Source organism: Martinezella sp. CNPSo 3795, assembly GCF_057784475.1.
Genome location: NZ_JBXSOQ010000017.1, coordinates 49,618 through 68,356, shown reverse-complemented (window position 1 = coordinate 68,356; position 18,739 = coordinate 49,618). Strand labels below are relative to the sequence as shown.

18 protein-coding genes are annotated in these 18,739 nt (G+C 59.7%); 11 read left to right on the top strand and 7 right to left on the bottom strand.

The window, feature by feature from the left end:
* Window positions 1-27 precede the first annotated feature (27 nt).
* From AC13QY_RS29850 to AC13QY_RS29840, 3 genes are read right to left on the bottom strand one after another with little or no spacing between them, the layout of a single operon-like run.
* Window positions 28-3,492 (bottom strand): error-prone DNA polymerase, encoded by a 3,465-nt coding sequence (locus AC13QY_RS29850; RefSeq protein ID WP_113389679.1) that lies wholly within the window; start codon window positions 3,490-3,492, stop codon window positions 28-30.
* Window positions 3,489-4,916 (bottom strand): Y-family DNA polymerase, encoded by a 1,428-nt coding sequence (locus AC13QY_RS29845; protein ID WP_488494379.1) that lies wholly within the window; start codon window positions 4,914-4,916, stop codon window positions 3,489-3,491. Before AC13QY_RS29845 ends, AC13QY_RS29850 begins: the two co-directional genes overlap by 4 nt.
* A 40-nt stretch (window positions 4,917-4,956) precedes the next feature.
* Window positions 4,957-5,925, bottom strand: coding sequence for an ImuA family protein (locus AC13QY_RS29840; protein WP_488494378.1), 969 nt, complete (start codon window positions 5,923-5,925; stop codon window positions 4,957-4,959).
* Between the two features lie 162 nt (window positions 5,926-6,087).
* Between AC13QY_RS29840 and AC13QY_RS29835 the strand changes: the two genes are divergently transcribed.
* Entirely contained in the window at window positions 6,088-6,525 is a 438-nt protein-coding gene (locus tag AC13QY_RS29835; protein WP_069611396.1) for a metallopeptidase family protein, read from the top strand.
* A gap of 52 nt (window positions 6,526-6,577) precedes the next feature.
* Here the strand turns inward: AC13QY_RS29835 and AC13QY_RS29830 are convergent, their stop codons facing one another.
* Together AC13QY_RS29830 and AC13QY_RS29825 are read right to left on the bottom strand one after the other, a co-directional pair.
* Entirely contained in the window at window positions 6,578-6,784 is a 207-nt protein-coding gene (locus tag AC13QY_RS29830; protein ID WP_069611395.1) for a DUF1737 domain-containing protein, read from the bottom strand.
* A gap of 26 nt (window positions 6,785-6,810) precedes the next feature.
* Window positions 6,811-7,755: an HpcH/HpaI aldolase/citrate lyase family protein gene (locus tag AC13QY_RS29825; RefSeq protein WP_113389678.1), complete on the bottom strand. Its 945-nt coding sequence runs from the start codon at window positions 7,753-7,755 to the stop codon at window positions 6,811-6,813.
* 111 nt (window positions 7,756-7,866) lie between these two features.
* On the opposite strand from AC13QY_RS29825, the gene AC13QY_RS29820 reads away from it, so the two are divergent.
* The 10 genes from AC13QY_RS29820 (at window position 7,867) to AC13QY_RS29775 (ending at window position 16,838) form a co-directional block, all read left to right on the top strand.
* The gene (locus AC13QY_RS29820; protein WP_113389677.1) at window positions 7,867-8,103 is read left to right on the top strand and encodes a hypothetical protein; all 237 of its coding nucleotides are present in this window, start codon (window positions 7,867-7,869) and stop codon (window positions 8,101-8,103) included.
* Window positions 8,104-8,293: 190 nt separating this feature from the next.
* The gene (leuD, locus tag AC13QY_RS29815) at window positions 8,294-8,902 is read left to right on the top strand and encodes a 3-isopropylmalate dehydratase small subunit (protein ID WP_113333457.1); all 609 of its coding nucleotides are present in this window, start codon (window positions 8,294-8,296) and stop codon (window positions 8,900-8,902) included.
* 261 nt (window positions 8,903-9,163) lie between these two features.
* Window positions 9,164-9,982, top strand: coding sequence for a sugar phosphate isomerase/epimerase family protein (locus tag AC13QY_RS29810; protein WP_069613881.1), 819 nt, complete (start codon window positions 9,164-9,166; stop codon window positions 9,980-9,982).
* Window positions 9,983-10,138: 156 nt separating this feature from the next.
* On the top strand, window positions 10,139-11,251 hold the full coding sequence (gene leuB / locus AC13QY_RS29805; protein WP_113352832.1) for a 3-isopropylmalate dehydrogenase: 1,113 nt from the start codon (window positions 10,139-10,141) through the stop codon (window positions 11,249-11,251).
* Window positions 11,252-11,443: 192 nt separating this feature from the next.
* A complete protein-coding gene (gene lpxE, locus AC13QY_RS29800) occupies window positions 11,444-12,208 on the top strand; it encodes a lipid A 1-phosphatase LpxE (RefSeq protein WP_113501461.1) in 765 nt (254 codons plus the stop codon).
* A gap of 101 nt (window positions 12,209-12,309) precedes the next feature.
* Window positions 12,310-12,609, top strand: coding sequence for an ArsR/SmtB family transcription factor (locus AC13QY_RS29795; protein ID WP_488494377.1), 300 nt, complete (start codon window positions 12,310-12,312; stop codon window positions 12,607-12,609).
* Between the two features lie 157 nt (window positions 12,610-12,766).
* Window positions 12,767-13,516 carry a glucose 1-dehydrogenase gene (locus AC13QY_RS29790; protein ID WP_113333452.1) on the top strand — a complete coding sequence of 250 codons (750 nt, stop codon included), beginning with the start codon at window positions 12,767-12,769 and terminating at the stop codon, window positions 13,514-13,516.
* Window positions 13,517-13,813: 297 nt separating this feature from the next.
* Complete coding sequence (locus AC13QY_RS29785; RefSeq protein ID WP_113333488.1) at window positions 13,814-14,323, top strand: Dps family protein; 510 nt, start codon at window positions 13,814-13,816, stop codon at window positions 14,321-14,323.
* A gap of 374 nt (window positions 14,324-14,697) precedes the next feature.
* Entirely contained in the window at window positions 14,698-15,732 is a 1,035-nt protein-coding gene (locus AC13QY_RS29780) for an aspartate-semialdehyde dehydrogenase (protein ID WP_069613887.1), read from the top strand.
* 284 nt (window positions 15,733-16,016) lie between these two features.
* Window positions 16,017-16,838 carry a lytic murein transglycosylase gene (locus AC13QY_RS29775; RefSeq protein ID WP_113333451.1) on the top strand — a complete coding sequence of 274 codons (822 nt, stop codon included), beginning with the start codon at window positions 16,017-16,019 and terminating at the stop codon, window positions 16,836-16,838.
* Window positions 16,839-16,950: 112 nt separating this feature from the next.
* Here the strand turns inward: AC13QY_RS29775 and AC13QY_RS29770 are convergent, their stop codons facing one another.
* On the bottom strand, window positions 16,951-17,592 hold the full coding sequence (locus AC13QY_RS29770) for a carbonic anhydrase (protein ID WP_113501460.1): 642 nt from the start codon (window positions 17,590-17,592) through the stop codon (window positions 16,951-16,953).
* Between the two features lie 74 nt (window positions 17,593-17,666).
* Window positions 17,667-18,542 carry a pyridoxal kinase PdxY gene (gene pdxY, locus AC13QY_RS29765; RefSeq protein ID WP_113501459.1) on the bottom strand — a complete coding sequence of 292 codons (876 nt, stop codon included), beginning with the start codon at window positions 18,540-18,542 and terminating at the stop codon, window positions 17,667-17,669.
* Window positions 18,543-18,739 lie beyond the last annotated feature (197 nt).

Genomic DNA, 18,739 nt, shown 5'->3' with positions numbered 1-18,739 from the left:
TCCGCCGGGGATGCGGAGGCCGGAATTTCAGTGAAAATTGCGGCCTCGCGGCATGACTCTGGCCGTTTCGGCACCATTGCTGCGGCCTTCCGCCGCTGCCCCTGCAGCGGCTCCACGCGGCAGAGGGGACTTCTCCTTCTGTCTGACATCCATGGTCGGCCGCAGCGCCTCATCCGCTCGATCGCTGACGCCAAAACGCCGCGCCTCGCGCTGCAAAATACCAAGTGCCGGCGTCATATCCTCGATATGATCGACCACCACGTGGATGACGCCGCTCTCGCTCTGCAGCCGGCCACGGATCTTCACCAGCCGCGCCCCCATGACGATGGCGCGGTATTTCTCAAACTTCTTCGGCCAGACGATCGCATTGGCGACGCCGGTTTCATCCTCCAAGGTCATGAAGATCACCCCCTTGGCCGAACCCGGCCGCTGGCGCACCAGCACCAGGCCGGCGATCGTCACCATCCGCCCATTCGCCACCTTTGGCAGATCCCGGCTTTGCACGATGCCTTGCCGCGCGAAATCGGCGCGTAGGAAGGAAACCGGATGTGCTTTCAGCGATAGCGACAGATAGCGATAATCTTCGATGACCTGCTCGCCGGGCAGCATTTCCGGCAGCGCAACCACCGGCTCGACCTGCAGCTCCGCATGATCGCCGAGATCGAAGAGGGGAAGCTTTTCGGCAGCGCTGCTGGCATCGAGCGCCCGCACGGCCCATAGCGCTTCCCGTCGGCTCAAGCCGATGGAGCCGAACGCATCCGCATCCGCCAGGCGTTCGATCTGCGCCTTGGCAAGACCGGAGCGAAGCCAGAGGTCACGCACGGACCGATAACCATCGCCACGACGCTCGACGAGCTGCTTCATCTCGTCTTCGGACAAACCCTTGACCTGCCGGAAGCCGAGACGGACGGCACATTGCGTCTTGATAATACCGCGCATCGACGCGTGGCGCGGCTCGACCGCATCCTTATCGAAGCGTCCCCGCTCGAGCAGGCAATCCCAGCTGGAACGATTGATATCCACCGGCCGCACCTCGACGCCATGCTCGCGTGCGTCACGCACCAGCTGCGCCGGGGCATAGAAGCCCATCGGCTGGGCATTGAGGATGGCCGCACAGAAGACATCCGGATAATAGGCCTTGAGCCAGGAGGAGGCGTAGACGAGCAGAGCGAAGGAGGCCGCATGGCTTTCGGGAAAACCATACTCGCCGAAACCTTCGATCTGGCTGAAACAGCGTTCGGCAAAGTCCTGAGGATAGCCTTTCGCGACCATGCCCGAAACCAGATCCGTCTTGAATTCATCGACCCTCCCCGTTCGCTTGAACGTCGCCATGGATCGGCGCAGCCGATCGGCTTTGGCAGGCGAAAATCCGGCTGCAGTGATGGCGATCTGCATCGCCTGTTCCTGAAACAGCGGAACCCCCAAAGTTCGCTCCAGAACAGCCTTCAACTCCGGACGATGATATTCGATCGGCCGCTTGTGAAGATCGTCATCCCGCCGCTTGAGGTAAGGATGAACCATGTCTCCTTGAATGGGGCCGGGACGGACGATCGCTACCTCGATGACCAGATCATAGAATTTACGGGGCCGAAGACGCGGCAGCATGCTCATCTGCGCCCGGCTTTCGATCTGAAAGACGCCGATCGTATCGGCGCGACAGATCATATCATAGACCGGCACGCCATCAGGATATTCCTTGCTCCCAAGGTCGGCGAGCGCCTTCTTCACGTCGTAATGCAACAGCAGTAGGTCGAAGGCCTTGGCAAGGCAGGTCAGCATACCGAGCGCCAGCACGTCGATCTTCAATATATTGAGATTGTCGAGATCATCCTTATTCCACTCAATCATATAGCGATCGTCCATCGCCGTATGCATGATCGGCACGACCTCATCCAGCCGATCCCGCGTGATGACGAAGCCGCCGACATGCTGGGTCAGGTGCCGCGGAAATCCCATCAGCGTCGAGGCATAGGAAAGGACGTTCCGTGTCGTCTTGTCCTTGAGATCGAGGCCGGCAATCTTCGCCTCGCGCTCGGAAAGTTCTTCCGTCGACCAGCCCCAGACGCCGCTCGCAAGAGCCGATTGCACATCTTCCGACAGGCCGAAGGCTTTCGCCACTTCGCGGCCGGCCGAACGTGCGCGATAACTGGTGACCGCCGCCGTCAGCCCGGCATGCTCCTTTTTGTAATGCCTGTAGATGAACTGGATAACCTCTTCACGCTTCTCGTGCTCGAAATCGACATCGATGTCAGGTGGCTCCTCGCGTTCCGTCGAGATGAAACGCTCGAAAAGCAAGCTTGTTATTTCAGGATTGACCTCAGTAATCCTGAGGCAATAACAGACGGTCGAATTGGCTGCCGATCCGCGTCCCTGGCATAGGATATTCGCACTGCGAGCAAACTCCATGATGCGGTGCACCGTCAGGAAATATGGCTCATATTTCCGCTCCCTGATGAGCTTGAGCTCGTGCTCGATCTGCATCGAGACCTTTGACGGGATCCCTTCAGGAAAGCGCCATCTGGCCCCCTCCCAGGTCAGTCTCCTCAGCGTTTCCGCAACGGTCTCTCCAGGAACGCTTTCGTCGGGATAATTATGTTTCAGCTCGTCCAGCGAAAAAGAAAGCCGGCTAAAAAACTTCTGCGTATTGGCGATGGCCTTCGGATAATCCCTGAAGAGGCGCGCCATCTCGGCAGCATCCTTCATATAGCGCTCGGCATTCGCCGCCAGCCTGAAGCCGGCTTCGGCGATCGGCACATGCTCGCGGATCGAAACGACGATATCGGCAAGCGGCTTGCGCTCAGTCGAATGATAGAGCGGCTGATTGCTGGCGATCAACCGCACGCCATTGCGCTGCGCCAGGATGGAAAGCGTGGCGAAGACCATGCGGTCCCGCCCGTCATAGGCCGGCGACAGGACCATGTGGAACTTCCGGCCGAATCGCATCCATAACCGCTTCAGGCATTGCTCCAGCTTTTCCTGCCCTTCTTGCGTCTCGACACTTTCAGCATCGGGAATAAGCGCCAGCATCATCTCGTCGCCCCATTCCGTCAGATCGGCCTCTTCGAGCTGGCAGGAACCCTTCTCGGCTCTGAGATTGCCAGCACTCAACAGCCGGCAGAGATGCGCCCAGCCCTTACGGTTTTCCGGATAGGCAAGAATGTCAGGCGTGCCGTCCGAAAACACCAGGCGCGCGCCCGGCTGGAAAGGGACCGGCTTCAGAAGCGGCTTTTCTGGCTCGCCCTTCGCTCGAAGCGTTAGATTCTTCTCAATGCCCTCCTTGTATTTTTCCCAGAGAATCTTGGTATGCGCATGCGCCTTAACGACGCCGGCAACCGAATTGCGGTCGGCAATTCCAAATCCCGACAGTTTCAGGATGGCGGCCTGCGCCGCGATTTCCTCTGGATGCGAGGCACCTTCGAGAAAGGAGAAATTCGTTCTCACCCCGATCTCAAAGAAGGGCACGGGTTCGTGGAAACTCGGACGCGCGTTCATGCGAAGACTCCATGCATGTACCAGTCAGGCGTCGTGGCGCCTCGGCCATAGAGCCCCTTTCGGAACAACCAGAAACGATGGCCTTCCTCATCTTCGACCTGGAAGTAATCGCGGTCAGGTTCTTGCCTTTCCTCGAGCCACCATTCCGCCGAAAGCCGCTCCGGCCCTTCGGCCCGGCTGACCCGATGCATGACCCGCCGCCAGCGAAATTGCCGGGGCGGGCCATCGGGCACTTCGGCAGCAATGGTTTCGACCAGTTCCGGCATGCGAAACAGCCGCAGCGGCCGCTCGCCGCGGAAGAAGCCATGGCCAGCATCCTCCTGACCTGTGCGCGGCTTCGAGCTAAGGATGGTCATCGCCGGCAGCGGCCGCACAGCTCGTTCGGGGATATGGCTCTGCCGCAGCTCGAACCCTTGCAGGCAGTCCGGCCCCAGCCGGGCGGCCACGCGATCCACAAAGGCGGCAAGCGAGCCTTCCTGACGATCTCCTCCGACAAAATCGCCTTGCATGGCATCGAAGGGCGCATGCTGAAGCACATTCAGGCGGATGATTTCGAAACCATAGCCGACATCGAGATCGTCATGAATGGCGCCGAAGCGCTCAGTGAATAGGCTGGCGATCCGGCTCGGCTCACGCAACGGCTGCGATGCGCCGGCCGCGATACGGAAGACCGCGCCATCCACACGGAAGAGCAGGAGCTCGAAGGAGCGACCGCCGATGCCGCGGGCTTCCAGCCCCGGCTTCAGGCTTTCGGCAAGCTGGCGGGCAAGCTGAAGAATATCCTCTTCGGCCTGCACCGGCTCGGCCAGCCGGCGCTCGGCCGACAATTGCGCGACCGGGCGGCGCGGCGAGATCGGCTCTTCGACCAGACCGACGGCCTGATCGAGCCGCAGCAGCAGCTGCGCGCCGAACCGGCGGGCAAGCGGCGCTCGTGGTGCGGCCAGAAGATCGCCCACCTGCTTCAGGCCCATCTTCTGCAAGGCTGCAATAGTCTCCTCGCCAAGCCGAAGACATGCGACCGGCAGCGATGCCAATGCCTCTTCCATGGCCTCCGGCGGAACGATACGGCTCTCGTCAAAGCGGGCAACGGCCCAGGAGAGGCCGGGTGCGGAGGAAATGGCGCCGCGCACATCGAAGCCCAACCGGGAAATCCGGATCAGGATGTCCTCAAGCAACGCCTCCTCGCCGCCGAAGAGATGAGCGCAGCCGGTAATATCGAGAAACAGACCGTCCTTGCCGTCGATCGCCACCAATGGCGTATAGCGGTCGCACCAGTCGGCGATCGCTTCCAGAAGCTTGCGATCCGCTGCTGGGTCCTCCTCAATGACATCGAGCTCGGGACAGATCGCCTTTGCCTCGGCCACGCCCTGTCCCTGCTTCAGGCCGATCATCTCCGCGCGCTCGTTGAGGGCGGTCAGCCGCATGGCATTGTTGAGCTTGCCGGCACAGGCGAGCGGCGGCGCTTCAAGCCTGCCTGTCGAACGCCAGGACAGACCCCAGCGCTTGCGTGCTATCCGGTCGGTCGGCAGATGCGGAAAGGTCAGCGCCAGAATGCGCTGCGTGTTCGCCGGGAAAGGCAGGGTGCTGAACATCGGAGACAGGGGCAAAGCGGCGGTCATGGGCATTCCACTCCAAGGTTATGGAAAGAGGCGCCGGGTTTCGGCTCTTTTCCAAGGTCAGACGAAAGGCCGGGTGACCGATGCTGCCGCCAAGCACCGATCCATCCGGCAGGGACCGCGCCTGCGCAGGCGCGGGTTCGACGGAAAAGCGGAAGAGGGCGCTGCTTGCTTCCTCCTCGCCTCCCTGTCGCAACAGAAATAAGGGCCGCCCCGCCGCCTTGGCCCTCAGCGCCAACCGCCGGCTTTCGGTCAGGCCGAAACGGGCGGGATTGCCGCGTACTTCCAGTATGATGGCGGCAAAGGCAGCACTGCCAAGCGCCGCCTCCGCCACCCAGAGCGCATCGTCCAGCTTGCGGGGCGACGCCTGCAGAAAAGCCTGAGGCTCCAGCCCGAAATCGCTGATGCCGATGGCATAGGGCAGACCCGCCTCCATCGTCGCGACCGTATCGCCGATCCACAGAACCGGAGACTTGGCCGCGACCGTATCCGACGCTTGCGCATGCAGCCGCGCGGCAAGCGCCAGGGCAAAACCGCTTGCGGCCCCGGCATCGCGCAGGCCAAGCGAACGGATTTCCGTCAGCGCATCGAGCGGCAGGCCGCCTTGCAGCGCCGTATCGAGCTCGCCGACACCGATCGGAAGGAACCCAGTTTGCTCCGGAAGGGACTTCGCAATACCAGCCGCCTGCCTCGCCGGCTTGTCTGCCAGCGTCTCATGCGCCGCGGCCGCCAGTGCCGGGATCGGCCTGCCTTCCAGTCGGGCAATGGTTTCACGCAGGGCAAAAAGCGTTTCCCGCGCCACGGCAGCCTCGGCCATGACGTTCACTCCAGATCGATAATGTTCCTGTTATGTTCTTATGGATTCCAGAGCTTGCGAAAAGAGTCAACACCATTTCATGAGAAAATATTCCTCTGCCGCAATCTACACTCGTAAAAGCGGCGCAAAGTCTCTATATGACCAGCCAAGGAAGGAATATTCATGGCTCGCGTCGACCAGAGCGAAGATTGGCGGGATCGCCACTCGCCCTCCATCAGTACATTCGAATCCCTGGCAATGGAGGCTTACAGCCACCTGCCAGACGAATTCCGTTCGCTCACCGGTGATCTCGTCATCCTCATCGAAGATTTCCCGGATGACGAGGTATTTGAGGACATGGCGCTGGAAACGCCCTTCGACCTGCTCGGTCTCTTCGAAGGCCGCGGCATCTCGGAGCGCTTCACCGCCCAGACGGGGGACATGCCCAACAAGATCCGTCTCTATCGCCGGCCGATCATCGATTACTGGGCTGAGAACGAAGAAACCCTCGGCGACATCATCACCCATGTCCTGATCCATGAGATCGGCCACCATTTCGGCCTGAGCGACGAGGACATGGAGCGCATCGAGGCGAGCGCCGAGGAAGCGACGGATCGATGATATCGGTCCCGGCCGCAAGACGATCGGGAAGAATGAGAATTTCAGCCGGTGCTTACTGCTCGGAAAGCTTCATATCCGGATCGTAATCCTTGCCGGCCACGTCCTTGACGACAGCCTGACCGCATTCCATCCGCCCGCTTGCTGAATTGAAGCCATAGGTCGGCGAGCCGTATAACTCCCAGCCCTTGTTCAGCGCCGCGCTTACCTTGTGGCAAAAGGATGCGTCATCGGGGCCGGTGAGAAAGCGGTAGAGTTTCATCAAGGCATCTTTCTTGTATTTAGCAATCAGACATCGCTACGGGGCGTTCCGGCGGCGCCCGAAGAGCGCTGCTCGATCAGGCGAGCTTTATGGACGAGTCTCTCTGCCTGGACAAGATGCAGCCGCTCCACCATCCGCCCGCCGAGGTTCACGACATTGAGGGTGGCGGCATCCGGTGCGGCGAAGGCGGCGATGATGGATTCCGCCTCGGCAACAGCGGCCTTGTCAGGGCCAAAATGCCAGTTGGCGGCTTCGATCTGGCTCGGATGGATCAGCATCTTGCCGGCAAAGCCCATGGCAACCCCCTGGCCGCATTCTGCCGCGAATTCTTCAGTATCCTTGAAATCGTTGAAGACGCTGTCGATGGCCTCGAGGCCGTAAGCGCTGACGGCCAATATCACCTGCATCAGCCAGGGCACGAGATAGGGACGGCCGGGCTGCGGCAGGACGCCCGTTTCCTTCCTGAGATCGTTAAGGCCGACGACGAAACAATCGAGCCGGCTGCCGGCCGTGCGGCCAGCCTCGGCGATCGCGGCCGCATTCAGGATGCCGCGCGGCGTCTCGATCATCGCCCAGATGCGCAAGTCTTCCGGCGCATCGGCTTCCGCAAGCCGGTCACTGACACCAGTCACATCCTGCGGCTCATCCACCTTCGGCAGCAGCACCGCATCCGGCTCCAGCTCCACGACCAGCGCCATATCCTCGGCACCGAAGTTCGAGGAAAGCGCATTGATGCGGATGATCCGCTCCTTGCCGGGAAGCGGGGAGGCGGCAAAGAAGGCCCGCAGATTTTCCCGCGCCTCGGCCTTTTTCTCCGGCGAAACGGAATCCTCGAGATCGAAGATGACGGCATCGCAATCCAGGCTCGAAAGCTTGTCCAGGGCACGGCGGTTGATGGCGGGAACGCTCAAGACGGAGCGGCGCAGACGGGCAGGGCGGGAAGGGGAGGTTTGGCTCTCGGACTGGCTCATTGTGCCGTTTTGCCGCGCTTTTAATCGACAAGCAAGTCAACAAAAAGCCATGCTCCTCTTGCAGATGGCAGAGATGAAGACCACATTGCTTGGTGTAGAGAGGTCTCGACCATGCAGAATATCCGTTCCCTGTTCATCGCGCTTGCCGGTATCACCGTGTTTGCAGCCATGGCGCTGCTTACCGTTTCGGTCACGCTTGCTGTCGGTGCTATACTGACCGTACTAATGGCGGCCCGCGCGATTTCGCTGCGCATGAAGCCGGCACCGGTGCGCGCCAAGGCGAAGACGAACGGCGAGCGCGAAATGCGCATCTGGAACGACGGTCGCGGCACCATCATCGATCTCTGAGATTGAAACAGGGCAGGGCGGCCTATTGCCGAATCCCTTGATCATGTGTCCAATTCAGGCCACGTGCTGAAGGGCAAAGCGCCCAAAGCGCCGCCTTTTAGAGCATTTCCAAGATTCTCCTTCATTTCGGGCCGGATTTGCTCTATTGGCAGGATAATTCGTGCTTAGACGAGAATGAAGGCAGGACCCCATGGACAAGTTCGTGAAGTTGACCGGTGTCGCAGCACCCCTCCCGGTCGTCAATGTCGATACCGACATGATCATCCCGAAGGATTATCTGAAGACCATCAAGCGCACGGGTCTTGGCAAGGGCCTTTTCGCTGAAGCCCGCTACAATGAAGACGGTTCTCCGAACCCGGATTTCGTGCTGAACAAGCCGGCCTATCAGAACGCCAAGATTCTCGTTGCCGGCGACAATTTCGGCTGCGGCTCCTCGCGCGAGCATGCGCCCTGGGCACTGCTCGATTTCGGCATCCGCTGCGTCATCTCGACCAGCTTCGCCGACATCTTCTACAACAACTGCTTCAAGAACGGCATCCTGCCGATCAAGGTCAGCCAGGAAGATCTCGACAAGCTGATGGACGACGCTTCGCGCGGCTCCAACGCCATTCTGACGATCGACCTCGAAAACCTCGAAATCACCGGCCCGGACGGCGGCTCGCTGAAGTTCGAACTCGACGAATTCAAGCGTCACTGCCTGCTGAACGGCCTTGATGATATCGGCCTGACGCTGGAAAAATCCTCCGCGATCGACAATTTCGAAAAGTCGAACGCCGCATCGCGCCCTTGGGCCGCCTGATCGGTTTCATCACTATTTCGCGTTTCGAAGCCGGGCCTTGCGCCCGGCTTTTTTCATGCCAAAACGCCCGCCGCCTGCAGAGAGAGGGAACTATCCGCGGCTGCGGCACCTCAGGGAGCGGAAAACGCAAATCCCGGAAACGGGACACCATCTTTCCCAACCGTTGTAATATGATCGACAAGAAGGGGGTTCATACAGGCGTGCCGAGACCTTCGGGCCTCTTCTCCCGCTTAAATCTTCTCCACGCAATGGAGCCTCTCCATGACCTCCCTTCCCATTGTTGGCGCCGCCATGACGCTCGACGACGTCGAAATCCATCGTAACTGGTTGCTCGAAAAGCCGCGTGACCTGGAGCTGCAGAGCTTCGTTGAAGCCGAAATCCTCAACGGCGACTGGGCTCCGCTGGCCGAACGCGCCCGCAAGCTGCTTGACGGCCATCAGGGCCGCCTCGGCATCCACGGCCCGTTCTGGGGCTTTGTCATCGCCTCACAGGACCCGGACGTCCGCGGCGTCGTCACAAAGCGCCTGCTGCAGGCACTCGACGTCTGTGCCAATATCGGCGCCACGCAAATGGTCATCCATAGCCCCTATACGTCGTGGTCCTACAACAACCTCGACAACAATAAGGGCGAGCGCGAGAAGATCATCGAATATACGCATCTGACGCTGAAAGAGGCCGTCAAGCGCGCCGAAGACATCGGGCTCACCATGGTCATCGAGAACATCGAGGACAAGGATCCCCATATCCGCGTCGGCCTCGCCGACAGCTTCAATTCGCCCGCCGTCGCCGTTTCCATCGACACCGGTCATGCCCATTACGCCCACGGCTATACCGGCGCTCCGCCGGTCGACTACTACGTCCACGCCGCCGGCAATCGCCTGCAACATGTCCACCTGCAGGATGCGGATGGCTATGCCGATCGCCACTGGAGCCTCGGCGAAGGCAACATCCACTGGCGCGCCGTCTTTGCCGCTATTGCCAAGCTTAACAGCAATCCGCGCCTGATCATCGAAATCAAGGACAAGTCGAAGATCCCGGCATCGGCCGCCTACCTCGCCTCGCTCGGGCTGGCTGAGTAAGGATAAGCAACGCAAGCCACCCGCCCTCGTGGTCCAAGGGCGGGTGACTGGTCTCAAAAGCCCGAAAACCGTACCGTTTCGACCCCTTCCTCGCTTGAAAAGCCGCATTTGCAGGTCTAAAAACCCCGCAACTTTTTCTTTCGCGGAGGCTTTCCCATGACAGTTCGCAATCTTTTCCTCCTGCCGGGCGACGGCATCGGCCCCGAGGCCATGGGCGAAGTTCGCAAAATCATTGCCTATATGAACGAGGCGAAGAATGCCGGCTTCGTTACGGATGAAGGTCTTGTCGGCGGCAGCGCCTATGATGCGCATGGCGCCGCCATCTCCGAAGAGGACATGCAGAAAGCGCTTGCCGCCGACGCCGTGCTCTTCGGCGCCGTAGGCGGCCCGAAGTGGGATAGCGTTCCCTATGAAGTGCGCCCGGAAGCCGGCCTGCTGCGCCTGCGCAAGGATCTGCAGCTCTTCGCCAACCTGCGCCCAGCCATCTGCTACCCGGCGCTGGCGTCGGCCTCGTCGCTGAAGCCGGAACTGGTCGAGGGTCTCGACATCCTGATCGTGCGCGAGCTCACGGGCGGCGTCTATTTCGGCGAGCCGAAGGAGATCATCGACCTCGGCAACGGCCAGAAGCGCGGCATCGACACCCAGGTCTACGACACCTACGAGATCGAGCGTATTGCCGGCGTTGCCTTCGAACTGGCGCGTACCCGCAACAACCGCGTCTGCTCGATGGAAAAACGCAATGTCATGAAGTCTGGCGTGCTCTGGAACCAGGTCGTCACAGCGACGCATAAGGAAAAATATGCCGACGTGCAGCTCGAGCATATGCTCGCGGATGCCGGCGGCATGCAGCTCGTGCGCCAGCCAAAGCAGTTCGACGTCATCGTGACGGACAACCTGTTCGGCGACATGCTGTCCGACGTCGCCGCCATGCTAACCGGCTCGCTCGGCATGCTGCCGTCGGCTTCGCTCGGCGCCCCCGATGCCAAGACCGGTAAGCGTAAGGCGCTCTACGAGCCAGTACACGGCTCCGCGCCCGATATCGCCGGCAAGGGCATTGCCAACCCGATCGCCATGATCGCCTCCTTCGCCATGTGCCTGCGCTATTCCTTCGGCCTGGTCACTGAGGCCGATGCGCTGGAAAAGGCGATCGCCAACGTCCTCGACAGCGGCATCCGCACCGGCGACATCATGTCGCCTGGCAGCCGCCAGGTCGGCACGACAGAAATGGGCGACGCCATCCTCGCCGAATTCAGGGCCCTTTCGGCGTAAGCCAGGTAGATCGCCTGGTATATTTCACGTGAAACACGAAGCCCCGTTCCGCGAGGAACGGGTTTTTCTTGTGAACGGGATAGGCGTTTCTCAGCTTGAGATCGCCGCGATGCTCCGTTCTGATTTTCTAAAAAACTGTAACAACAACCTGCTATCAGTCGGACCGATTGGAAATCGACATAGGCACTGATTATGCAGGCGATCTTGACGTCTCTCGATAGGCGTTGGCGGCGAAGTGATGCTGCTTTTGCACCATCCCATTGGAAAATATGCCTTTTTCTGACCGCCAATATCGTCCTTCTCTCGGCTCTCCTGTTCGATTGGCCTGTCGGCGCCACCCTTAAAAGCCTGTCGCCCTGCCTTCGCTTCGTCGGCGGAATGCTGACGGATTTCGGCGATTCCGGATGGATCCTTCTCATCAGTGCCTTTCTGTTTTTCGAAGGTTGGGCTGGCAGCAGGCTGCTGTATTCGCAGCGCTGTCGCTGCCAGGCACTGCGCATCTGCCAGATCGGCGGCTATCTCCTGACGACCGTGGCGCTTTCCGGTATCCTCGCCAATTTGCTGAAGCGCGCCATTGGACGCGCCCGCCCCACGCATTTTGCCGATTGGGGACCCTTCGGCTTTTCGCCCTTCAATGGCCGTGCCAGCTTCGAAAGTTTCCCCTCCGGCCATGCCACGACCATCGGCGCTCTGTTCGTGGCGCTTGCCTTTCTGTTTCCGCGCTACCGCTACATCTTCGCCGCCTGCGCCTTATGGCTGGCGATCACGCGTGTCATGGTCGGCGCCCATTATCCGAGTGACGTGGTGGCCGGTCTGGCGCTCGGCGGCTGGTTTTCCTTCGTAACGGCGATCATCTATTCCCGCTACGGCTTGCTTTTTCGCATCAACGCCGCTGGTTGGCCAACGCCGCGCTTGCCGCTCCTCAAAAGCAGCAGGCTGCGACAGGCCGATTCCTGAGCCGATCACGGCTGCTGCGCAAAGGTTGCCAAGGCCCTCGCACATTCATATATCTGGCAGAATAGGGATGACCGAAGACGGTCAACCCGATTTCGTTTGCGATGAACACCATGGATGCCGGGCCAATACGTTTAAGCGAAAGACAGATGGGATTGATCTCCCGGGCACTTGCCGAACCGCGACGTGTGCAAATCTTGAAGGAGATCGGCACACGGAGCGAGCCCATGCCCTGCAGCCTCCTGAACGAGTGCCACGCCGTCAGCGCCGCGACAATGTCGCATCATATCAAGGAATTGGAGAATGCCGGCCTCATCGAGATCCAGCGCGAAGGTAAATTCGCCAATCTCGTGTTACGTCGCGACACTCTGAACGCCTATATGGCGGAACTTTCCAAGATCTGACAATTCCTTCCACGCCATCAGCATTTCTTCTCGTGGCTCTTGTATCAATTAGATGATTATCTAAATATCAAAGTGACGGTGCGATCGGTTTTCGGGTCGCATGCGCCAAATGATTCGATGATTGTAAAATTGTCTAAGTTTTTCGAAGGAAAATGACATGAGCAAACTGGCAGGCAAGGTCGCGATCGTGACAGGAGCATCCAAGGGCATCGGCGCCGGCATCGCCAAGGCAATGGGCGAAGCGGGCGCGGCCGTTGTCGTCAATTACGCATCGAGCCGCGAAGGCGCCGACAGGGTAGTGGCCGAAATCACCGCCAAAGGCGGCAAGGCGCTCGCCGTCCACGGCGACGTTTCCAAATCAGAGGATGTCAAACGCCTCTTTGCAGAAGCGAAGCAAGCCTTCGGCCGCGTCGATATCCTCGTCAATAATGCCGGCGTCTATCAATTCGCCCCGATCGACGAATTCGCTGAGCAGGAATTCCATCGCCAGTTCAATATCAATGTGTTGGGCACATTGCTGGCCACGCAGGAGGCGGTGAAGCATTTCGGCCCTGAGGGCGGCAGCGTGATCAACATCGGCTCCAATGCCGTCAGCATGAACCTGCCGACTGCCTCCGTCTATACGGCAACCAAGGCCGCCGTGGATTCCATTACCAAGATCCTCGCCAAGGAACTCGGTTCACGCAATATCCGCGTCAACAATCTGGCACCGGGCGGCGTCGAGACCGAAGGCGTCGTCGCCGCAGGTATCATCGGCAGCGATTTTGAAAAGCATCTCGTCTCCCAGACACCTCTCGGCCGTCTCGGCCAGCCGACCGATATCGCTCCGGTCGCCGTCTTCCTCGCTTCGCAGGATGCCGCGTGGGTGACCGGCGAAACCCTCTATGTCGGTGGTGGTCTGAAGTAGCCGCTATTCGCGGTACTGCCTTCCGAGAGGAGGCAGTTTGCCGGGCGCGACACAACCGCGCGCCTGGCCAATACATTAGCAAGCAATTGCCAAACCACCTCATTTTCCTATTTAATGAATATGTTCGGGTTTTCCGCCTAAGCATCGCAGTCAGCCATGCCGCAAGGCAACATTTCGGCTGTGTGATTTCAAAACGATCCTGTCTTCAATGCGATCCCACGCAGCAGCTGATGTCATCGAACTCCCCTAAGATCCGCCGGCGATCGCTGTCGTGAACAACAAATGGAGGACGTCTTTATGAATACTGCCAATACCAAATCGAAATTGGGCACTCGCACCAATCTCAGCGAAGACGCAACGCGCGATATTTCCGCAGCACTGACTGCGCTGCTGGCGGATGTCTTTGCTCTCTATCTGAAGACTAAGAATTTTCACTGGCATATGAGCGGCCCGCATTTCCGTGATTATCACCTGCTTCTCGACGAGCACGGCGATCAGATTTTCGCCATGACCGATCCCATGGCCGAGCGCTGCCGGAAGATAGGCGGAACGACCCTCCACTCGATCGGCCAGATCGCCAAGCTGCAGCGCATTCCGGACAACGACGCCGAATATGTCGATCCGCAGGACATGCTCGCCGAATTGGCGGACGACAATCTGAAGCTCTCTGCCGAAATGCGCGCCGTCCACGACGTCTGCGACGAATATGGCGATGTCGCCACGGCCAGCCTTCTGGAAAACTGGATCGACGAGACCGAGCGCCGGACCTGGTTCCTGTTTGAAACCACGCGCAAGTCCAACCGCTGACACCGAAACGGCGCGCCTTCCAATTTGATAAGTTGAAGGCTGGTTTCGACGCCTCCGATTTCCTCGCTTCCGCACCGATACAAGCGAGGAAATCCTTGACTCCTGTGGAAAACATCTTAGAACCGGCGACGGAAAAGGAAGACTTCCATGGTTCGCTTCGAACAGCTCGATAGCTTCAGTCACCTGGCGCAATGTGCCGGGCGGGATGTCTATTTTCCGGTTTCTTCCAAAACCAAGGCCAAAACGACGACGAAAACCGTCTGACGTCTCTGGCCTGCCGCTCTCTCCCCGGCTCGGCCGGGGACAGGAACCGGTCGTTATGGCTGCGGTTCCCCCCTCGCCAAAGAGGAGAGAAGAGAAAGAGAGCTTGAGAAATGGGTTTCAAAGTTGCAGTAGCGGGCGCGACCGGGAATGTCGGCCGCGAAATGCTCAATATCCTGGCCGAACGCGGCTTCCCGGCCGATGAGGTCGTGGCACTCGCATCGGCCCGCTCGCAGGGAACCGAAGTTTCCTTTGGCGACCGGACGCTGAAGGTTTCCAACCTGGAGAACTACGATTTCTCCGACACCGACATCTGCCTGATGTCGGCCGGCGGCGACGTTTCGAAGAAGTTCTCGCCTAAGATCGGCGCCCAGGGCTGTGTCGTCATCGACAACTCTTCCGCCTGGCGCTATGACGCCGACGTGCCGCTGATCGTGCCGGAAGTGAACCCGGATGCCGTCACGCAGTTCACCAAGCGCAACATCATCGCCAACCCAAATTGCTCGACCGCGCAGCTCGTCGTCGCCCTGAAGCCGCTTCATGACTTCGCCAAGATCAAGCGCGTCGTCGTCTCGACCTACCAGTCGGTCTCCGGCGCCGGCAAGGACGGCATGGATGAGCTGTTCAACCAGACTCGCGCCGTCTTCGTCGCCGATCCGATCGAGGCAAAGAAGTTCACCAAGCGCATCGCCTTCAACGTCATCCCGCACATCGATGTCTTCATGGAAGATGGCTACACCAAGGAAGAATGGAAGGTGCTGGCCGAAACCAAGAAGATGCTCGACCCGAAGATCAAGGTCACCTGCACGGCTGTCCGTGTACCCGTCTTCATCGGCCATTCGGAATCGGTCAACATCGAGTTCGAAAACGAGATCACCGCCGATCAGGCTCGCGATATCCTGCGCGAAGCGCCCGGCTGCCTCGTCATCGACAAGCGCGAAAACGGCGGCTACATCACGCCTTACGAATCCGCCGGCGAAGATGCGACCTATATTTCGCGCATCCGCGAAGATGCGACAGTCGAAAACGGCCTCAACCTGTGGGTTGTCTCCGACAACCTGCGCAAGGGTGCCGCACTCAATGCCATTCAGATCGCCGAATTGCTCGTCAACCGTGGCCTGATCAAGCCGCGCAAGCAGGCTGCGTAAGGATCCGTAAACCAATTTACGGTTTATCAACCCTCCTTGGCTAAGCAGAATAAAAGGAAAGCCTCGCCATTTCGGATGAAAGGCGGGGCTTTTCTGAATGATTTTGGCGGCGATGTTTCACATGAAACGAAAACATCACTCGCTAAAACATGATGACATGATGGTCGGATGCTGGCATGGTCCGGTGGCGACTAAACGCGCGTGATCCCCTGGCTTTCAAGGGTTTACGCGCCATTGAAAACGGTTACCGCGTTCGCACCGCGGTAAGAATTCGGGGACACTGAATGCGCTTCACAAAATCTGGAATGGCAGCTCTCGTGGCGGGCGGATTGCTGCTGGGAATGCCGCTTGCGGCAAACGCCGCATCTTGCGGCAACACTTCCGCCGGATTCGAGAACTGGGTGCAGGAATTCAAACGGGAAGCGCAGGGACAGGGCGTCAGCCCCTCCACCCTCGACAGGGCCTTCGCCAACGTCCATTACAACCAACCCACCATCCGCGCCGACCGCGGCCAGAAGAGCTTCAAGCTTTCCTTTGAGGAATTCATGAAGAAGCGCGGCGGCCAGACGATCATCAATCGCGGCAAGAGCATGAAGCAAGCCAACGCGGCCCTCTTCGCCAAGATCCAGAAGCGCTTCGGCGTTCCCCCAGGCCCGGTCATCGCCATCTGGGGCATGGAAACCGGCTTCGGCAGCTACATGGGCGACCAGCATACGCTTTCGGCCGTCTCGACGCTTGCTTATGATTGCCGTCGTTCCGCGTTCTTTACCGAGCAGCTCTACGCCGCCCTGAAGCTCGTCGGCGAAGGTTATCTCAGCCCGTCAGCACGCGGCGCGGCTCATGGCGAAATCGGCCAGACGCAGTTCATGCCAAAAAACGTAGTCGCCTTCGGCGTCGACGAAGATGGCGATGGCAGGGTCGATCTTGTCGGTTCGCGCGCGGATGCACTGGCCTCGACCGCCAACTTCCTGCGCGGCCACGGATGGCAGCCCGGCGCCGGCTATCAGCCCGGCGAGCCGAATTTCTCCGCCATTGCCGGATGGAATGACGCGAAGGTCTATCAGCAGGCGATCGCCTATATCGGCCAGCAGATCGACGGCAAGTAGGCCTGATCTCGTGAATCAAAAAAGGCGCTGCGACCAGATGGTCTGCGGCGCCTTTTTTCGTTTGATCCACCTGCCGCCCTGCCGGGCGCCTGACTCTTAAACCTCAGGCCTCTTAAATCTCAGGGCGGATGAAATCGCGCGTGGCCGGATCCATGACCCACAGCTCGCCTGTCGAAATATCGAACCATGCGCCGTGGAGATTGAGCTTGCCCTCCTCTTCACGCGCCTTGATCTCCGGAAAGCTGCGCAGGTTATCGAGCGAATTGCGGATCGAAACGCGCTCTAGCGCGGTCTGCCGCTCGGCCTGGGTCATGATGTCATTGCTCTGGATCTGTTCGGCCGCGGGCTTCAGCAGCGCCATCCAACGGCCGATGAAATCGCCTGGCGACAGCGGCTCCGCGTTCGGATCAAGTGCGGCGCGAATACCGCCGCAGCGGCCATGCCCCATGACGACGATGTCGGAGACCTTGAGTGATAGAACCGCAAATTCAAGCGCTGAAGACGTCGAATGGAAATTACCATCCGGCTCATAGGGTGGCACCATATTGGCGACATTGCGGATGACGAAGAGCTCTCCCGGGCCGGCGTCGAAGATGATTTCCGGCGCCGAACGGGAGTCGCAACAGGCAATGACGAGCGTCGATGGGCTTTGGCCAAGATCCGCCAGAGTGCGATAGCGTTCGCGCTCATCGACGTAACGCCCGCTCATGAAGTTGCGATAACCGTTCAGAAGGGTGTCGGGAAAGCTTTGCATGACATTGAATTACAGCGCAGTTCGGCCGATGGCAACTGTTGCACTGCAAAAAGCGTTAACCACCGCGAGCCGCGCTATTTCTTCCGCCGCTGCGCCGGATGGACGAGATGCCGCAGCTGCACCATCGCCATCGGCGTCGACAGGCTTGCGGAATCGACAGCAAGCGTCAGCTCGTTGCTGCCGCGCTTGACGGCGCGCGCCAGCACTTCAAAGACGCTGGCCGTCGTCAGCTGCAACGCCCGCTCCTCATCCATCCCGGAAAGCAGGCGCGATAGGAAGACGGCAGATAGGAGATCGCCGAGCCCATTCGGCGCGCCTTCGATGCTGCGATGCTCGGCAAGCAGGGCGTTTCGGCCGCTCAGATAGAGATTGCCGATGCCGCCGGCCATCATCGGCACGGCAGACGTCACCAGCATGCGCGACGGGCCAAGCGCGAGAGCCGCCTCCATGATGGCGTTGTTATCCTCGAGGGGCGCTCCCGCGAGCCAGGCAAGCTCATAGCGGTTCGGCGTCGCGAGCGACGCCAGCGGGATCAGATGGTCGCGGATCGCTTCCGCCGTTGCTTCATGCACATAAAGCCCGCCCGCATCGCCGATAACGGGATCGCAGGCATAGAGGAGATCGGGGTTCTTCTCCCGCATAGCCGCTACGAGCCTTGCAACGGAACGCACCTGTGCAGCATTGCCGAAATATCCCGACAGAACCGCCTTGACCTCGGAAAGCCAGGGTGCGGCGATGAGATCGTCGATCGCATGGTCGAAATCCGCCTCGTTGAAGGTCAAGCGCGTCGAACGTCCATGACCGGGATGCCACGGCAGAACGATCGTCGGTAGCGCCCACACCGGATGGCCAAGCGTCTCCAGCGCGAAAACGGCGGCGCGATTGCCGACTGACCCTCGAACGACGTGGCTGGAGATGACGATAACGGCGCCGGCGGACACTTGCGACATGATGCTAGCTTTCAAGTTCAGGGCTTCAAACTGCCATGGCGCCGTTGATGATCCCTTTGGCGGCACTCTGTCAACCGCACTTCACAGAGTCATGAAAACCTCTGTTGACGAGTTGATTCCGCCAATGTCACACCGATGATATCCGCTTTGCACCGAGATCGCGCGTTTCGGCAAGATTTTTAAAGAAACCGGCCAAA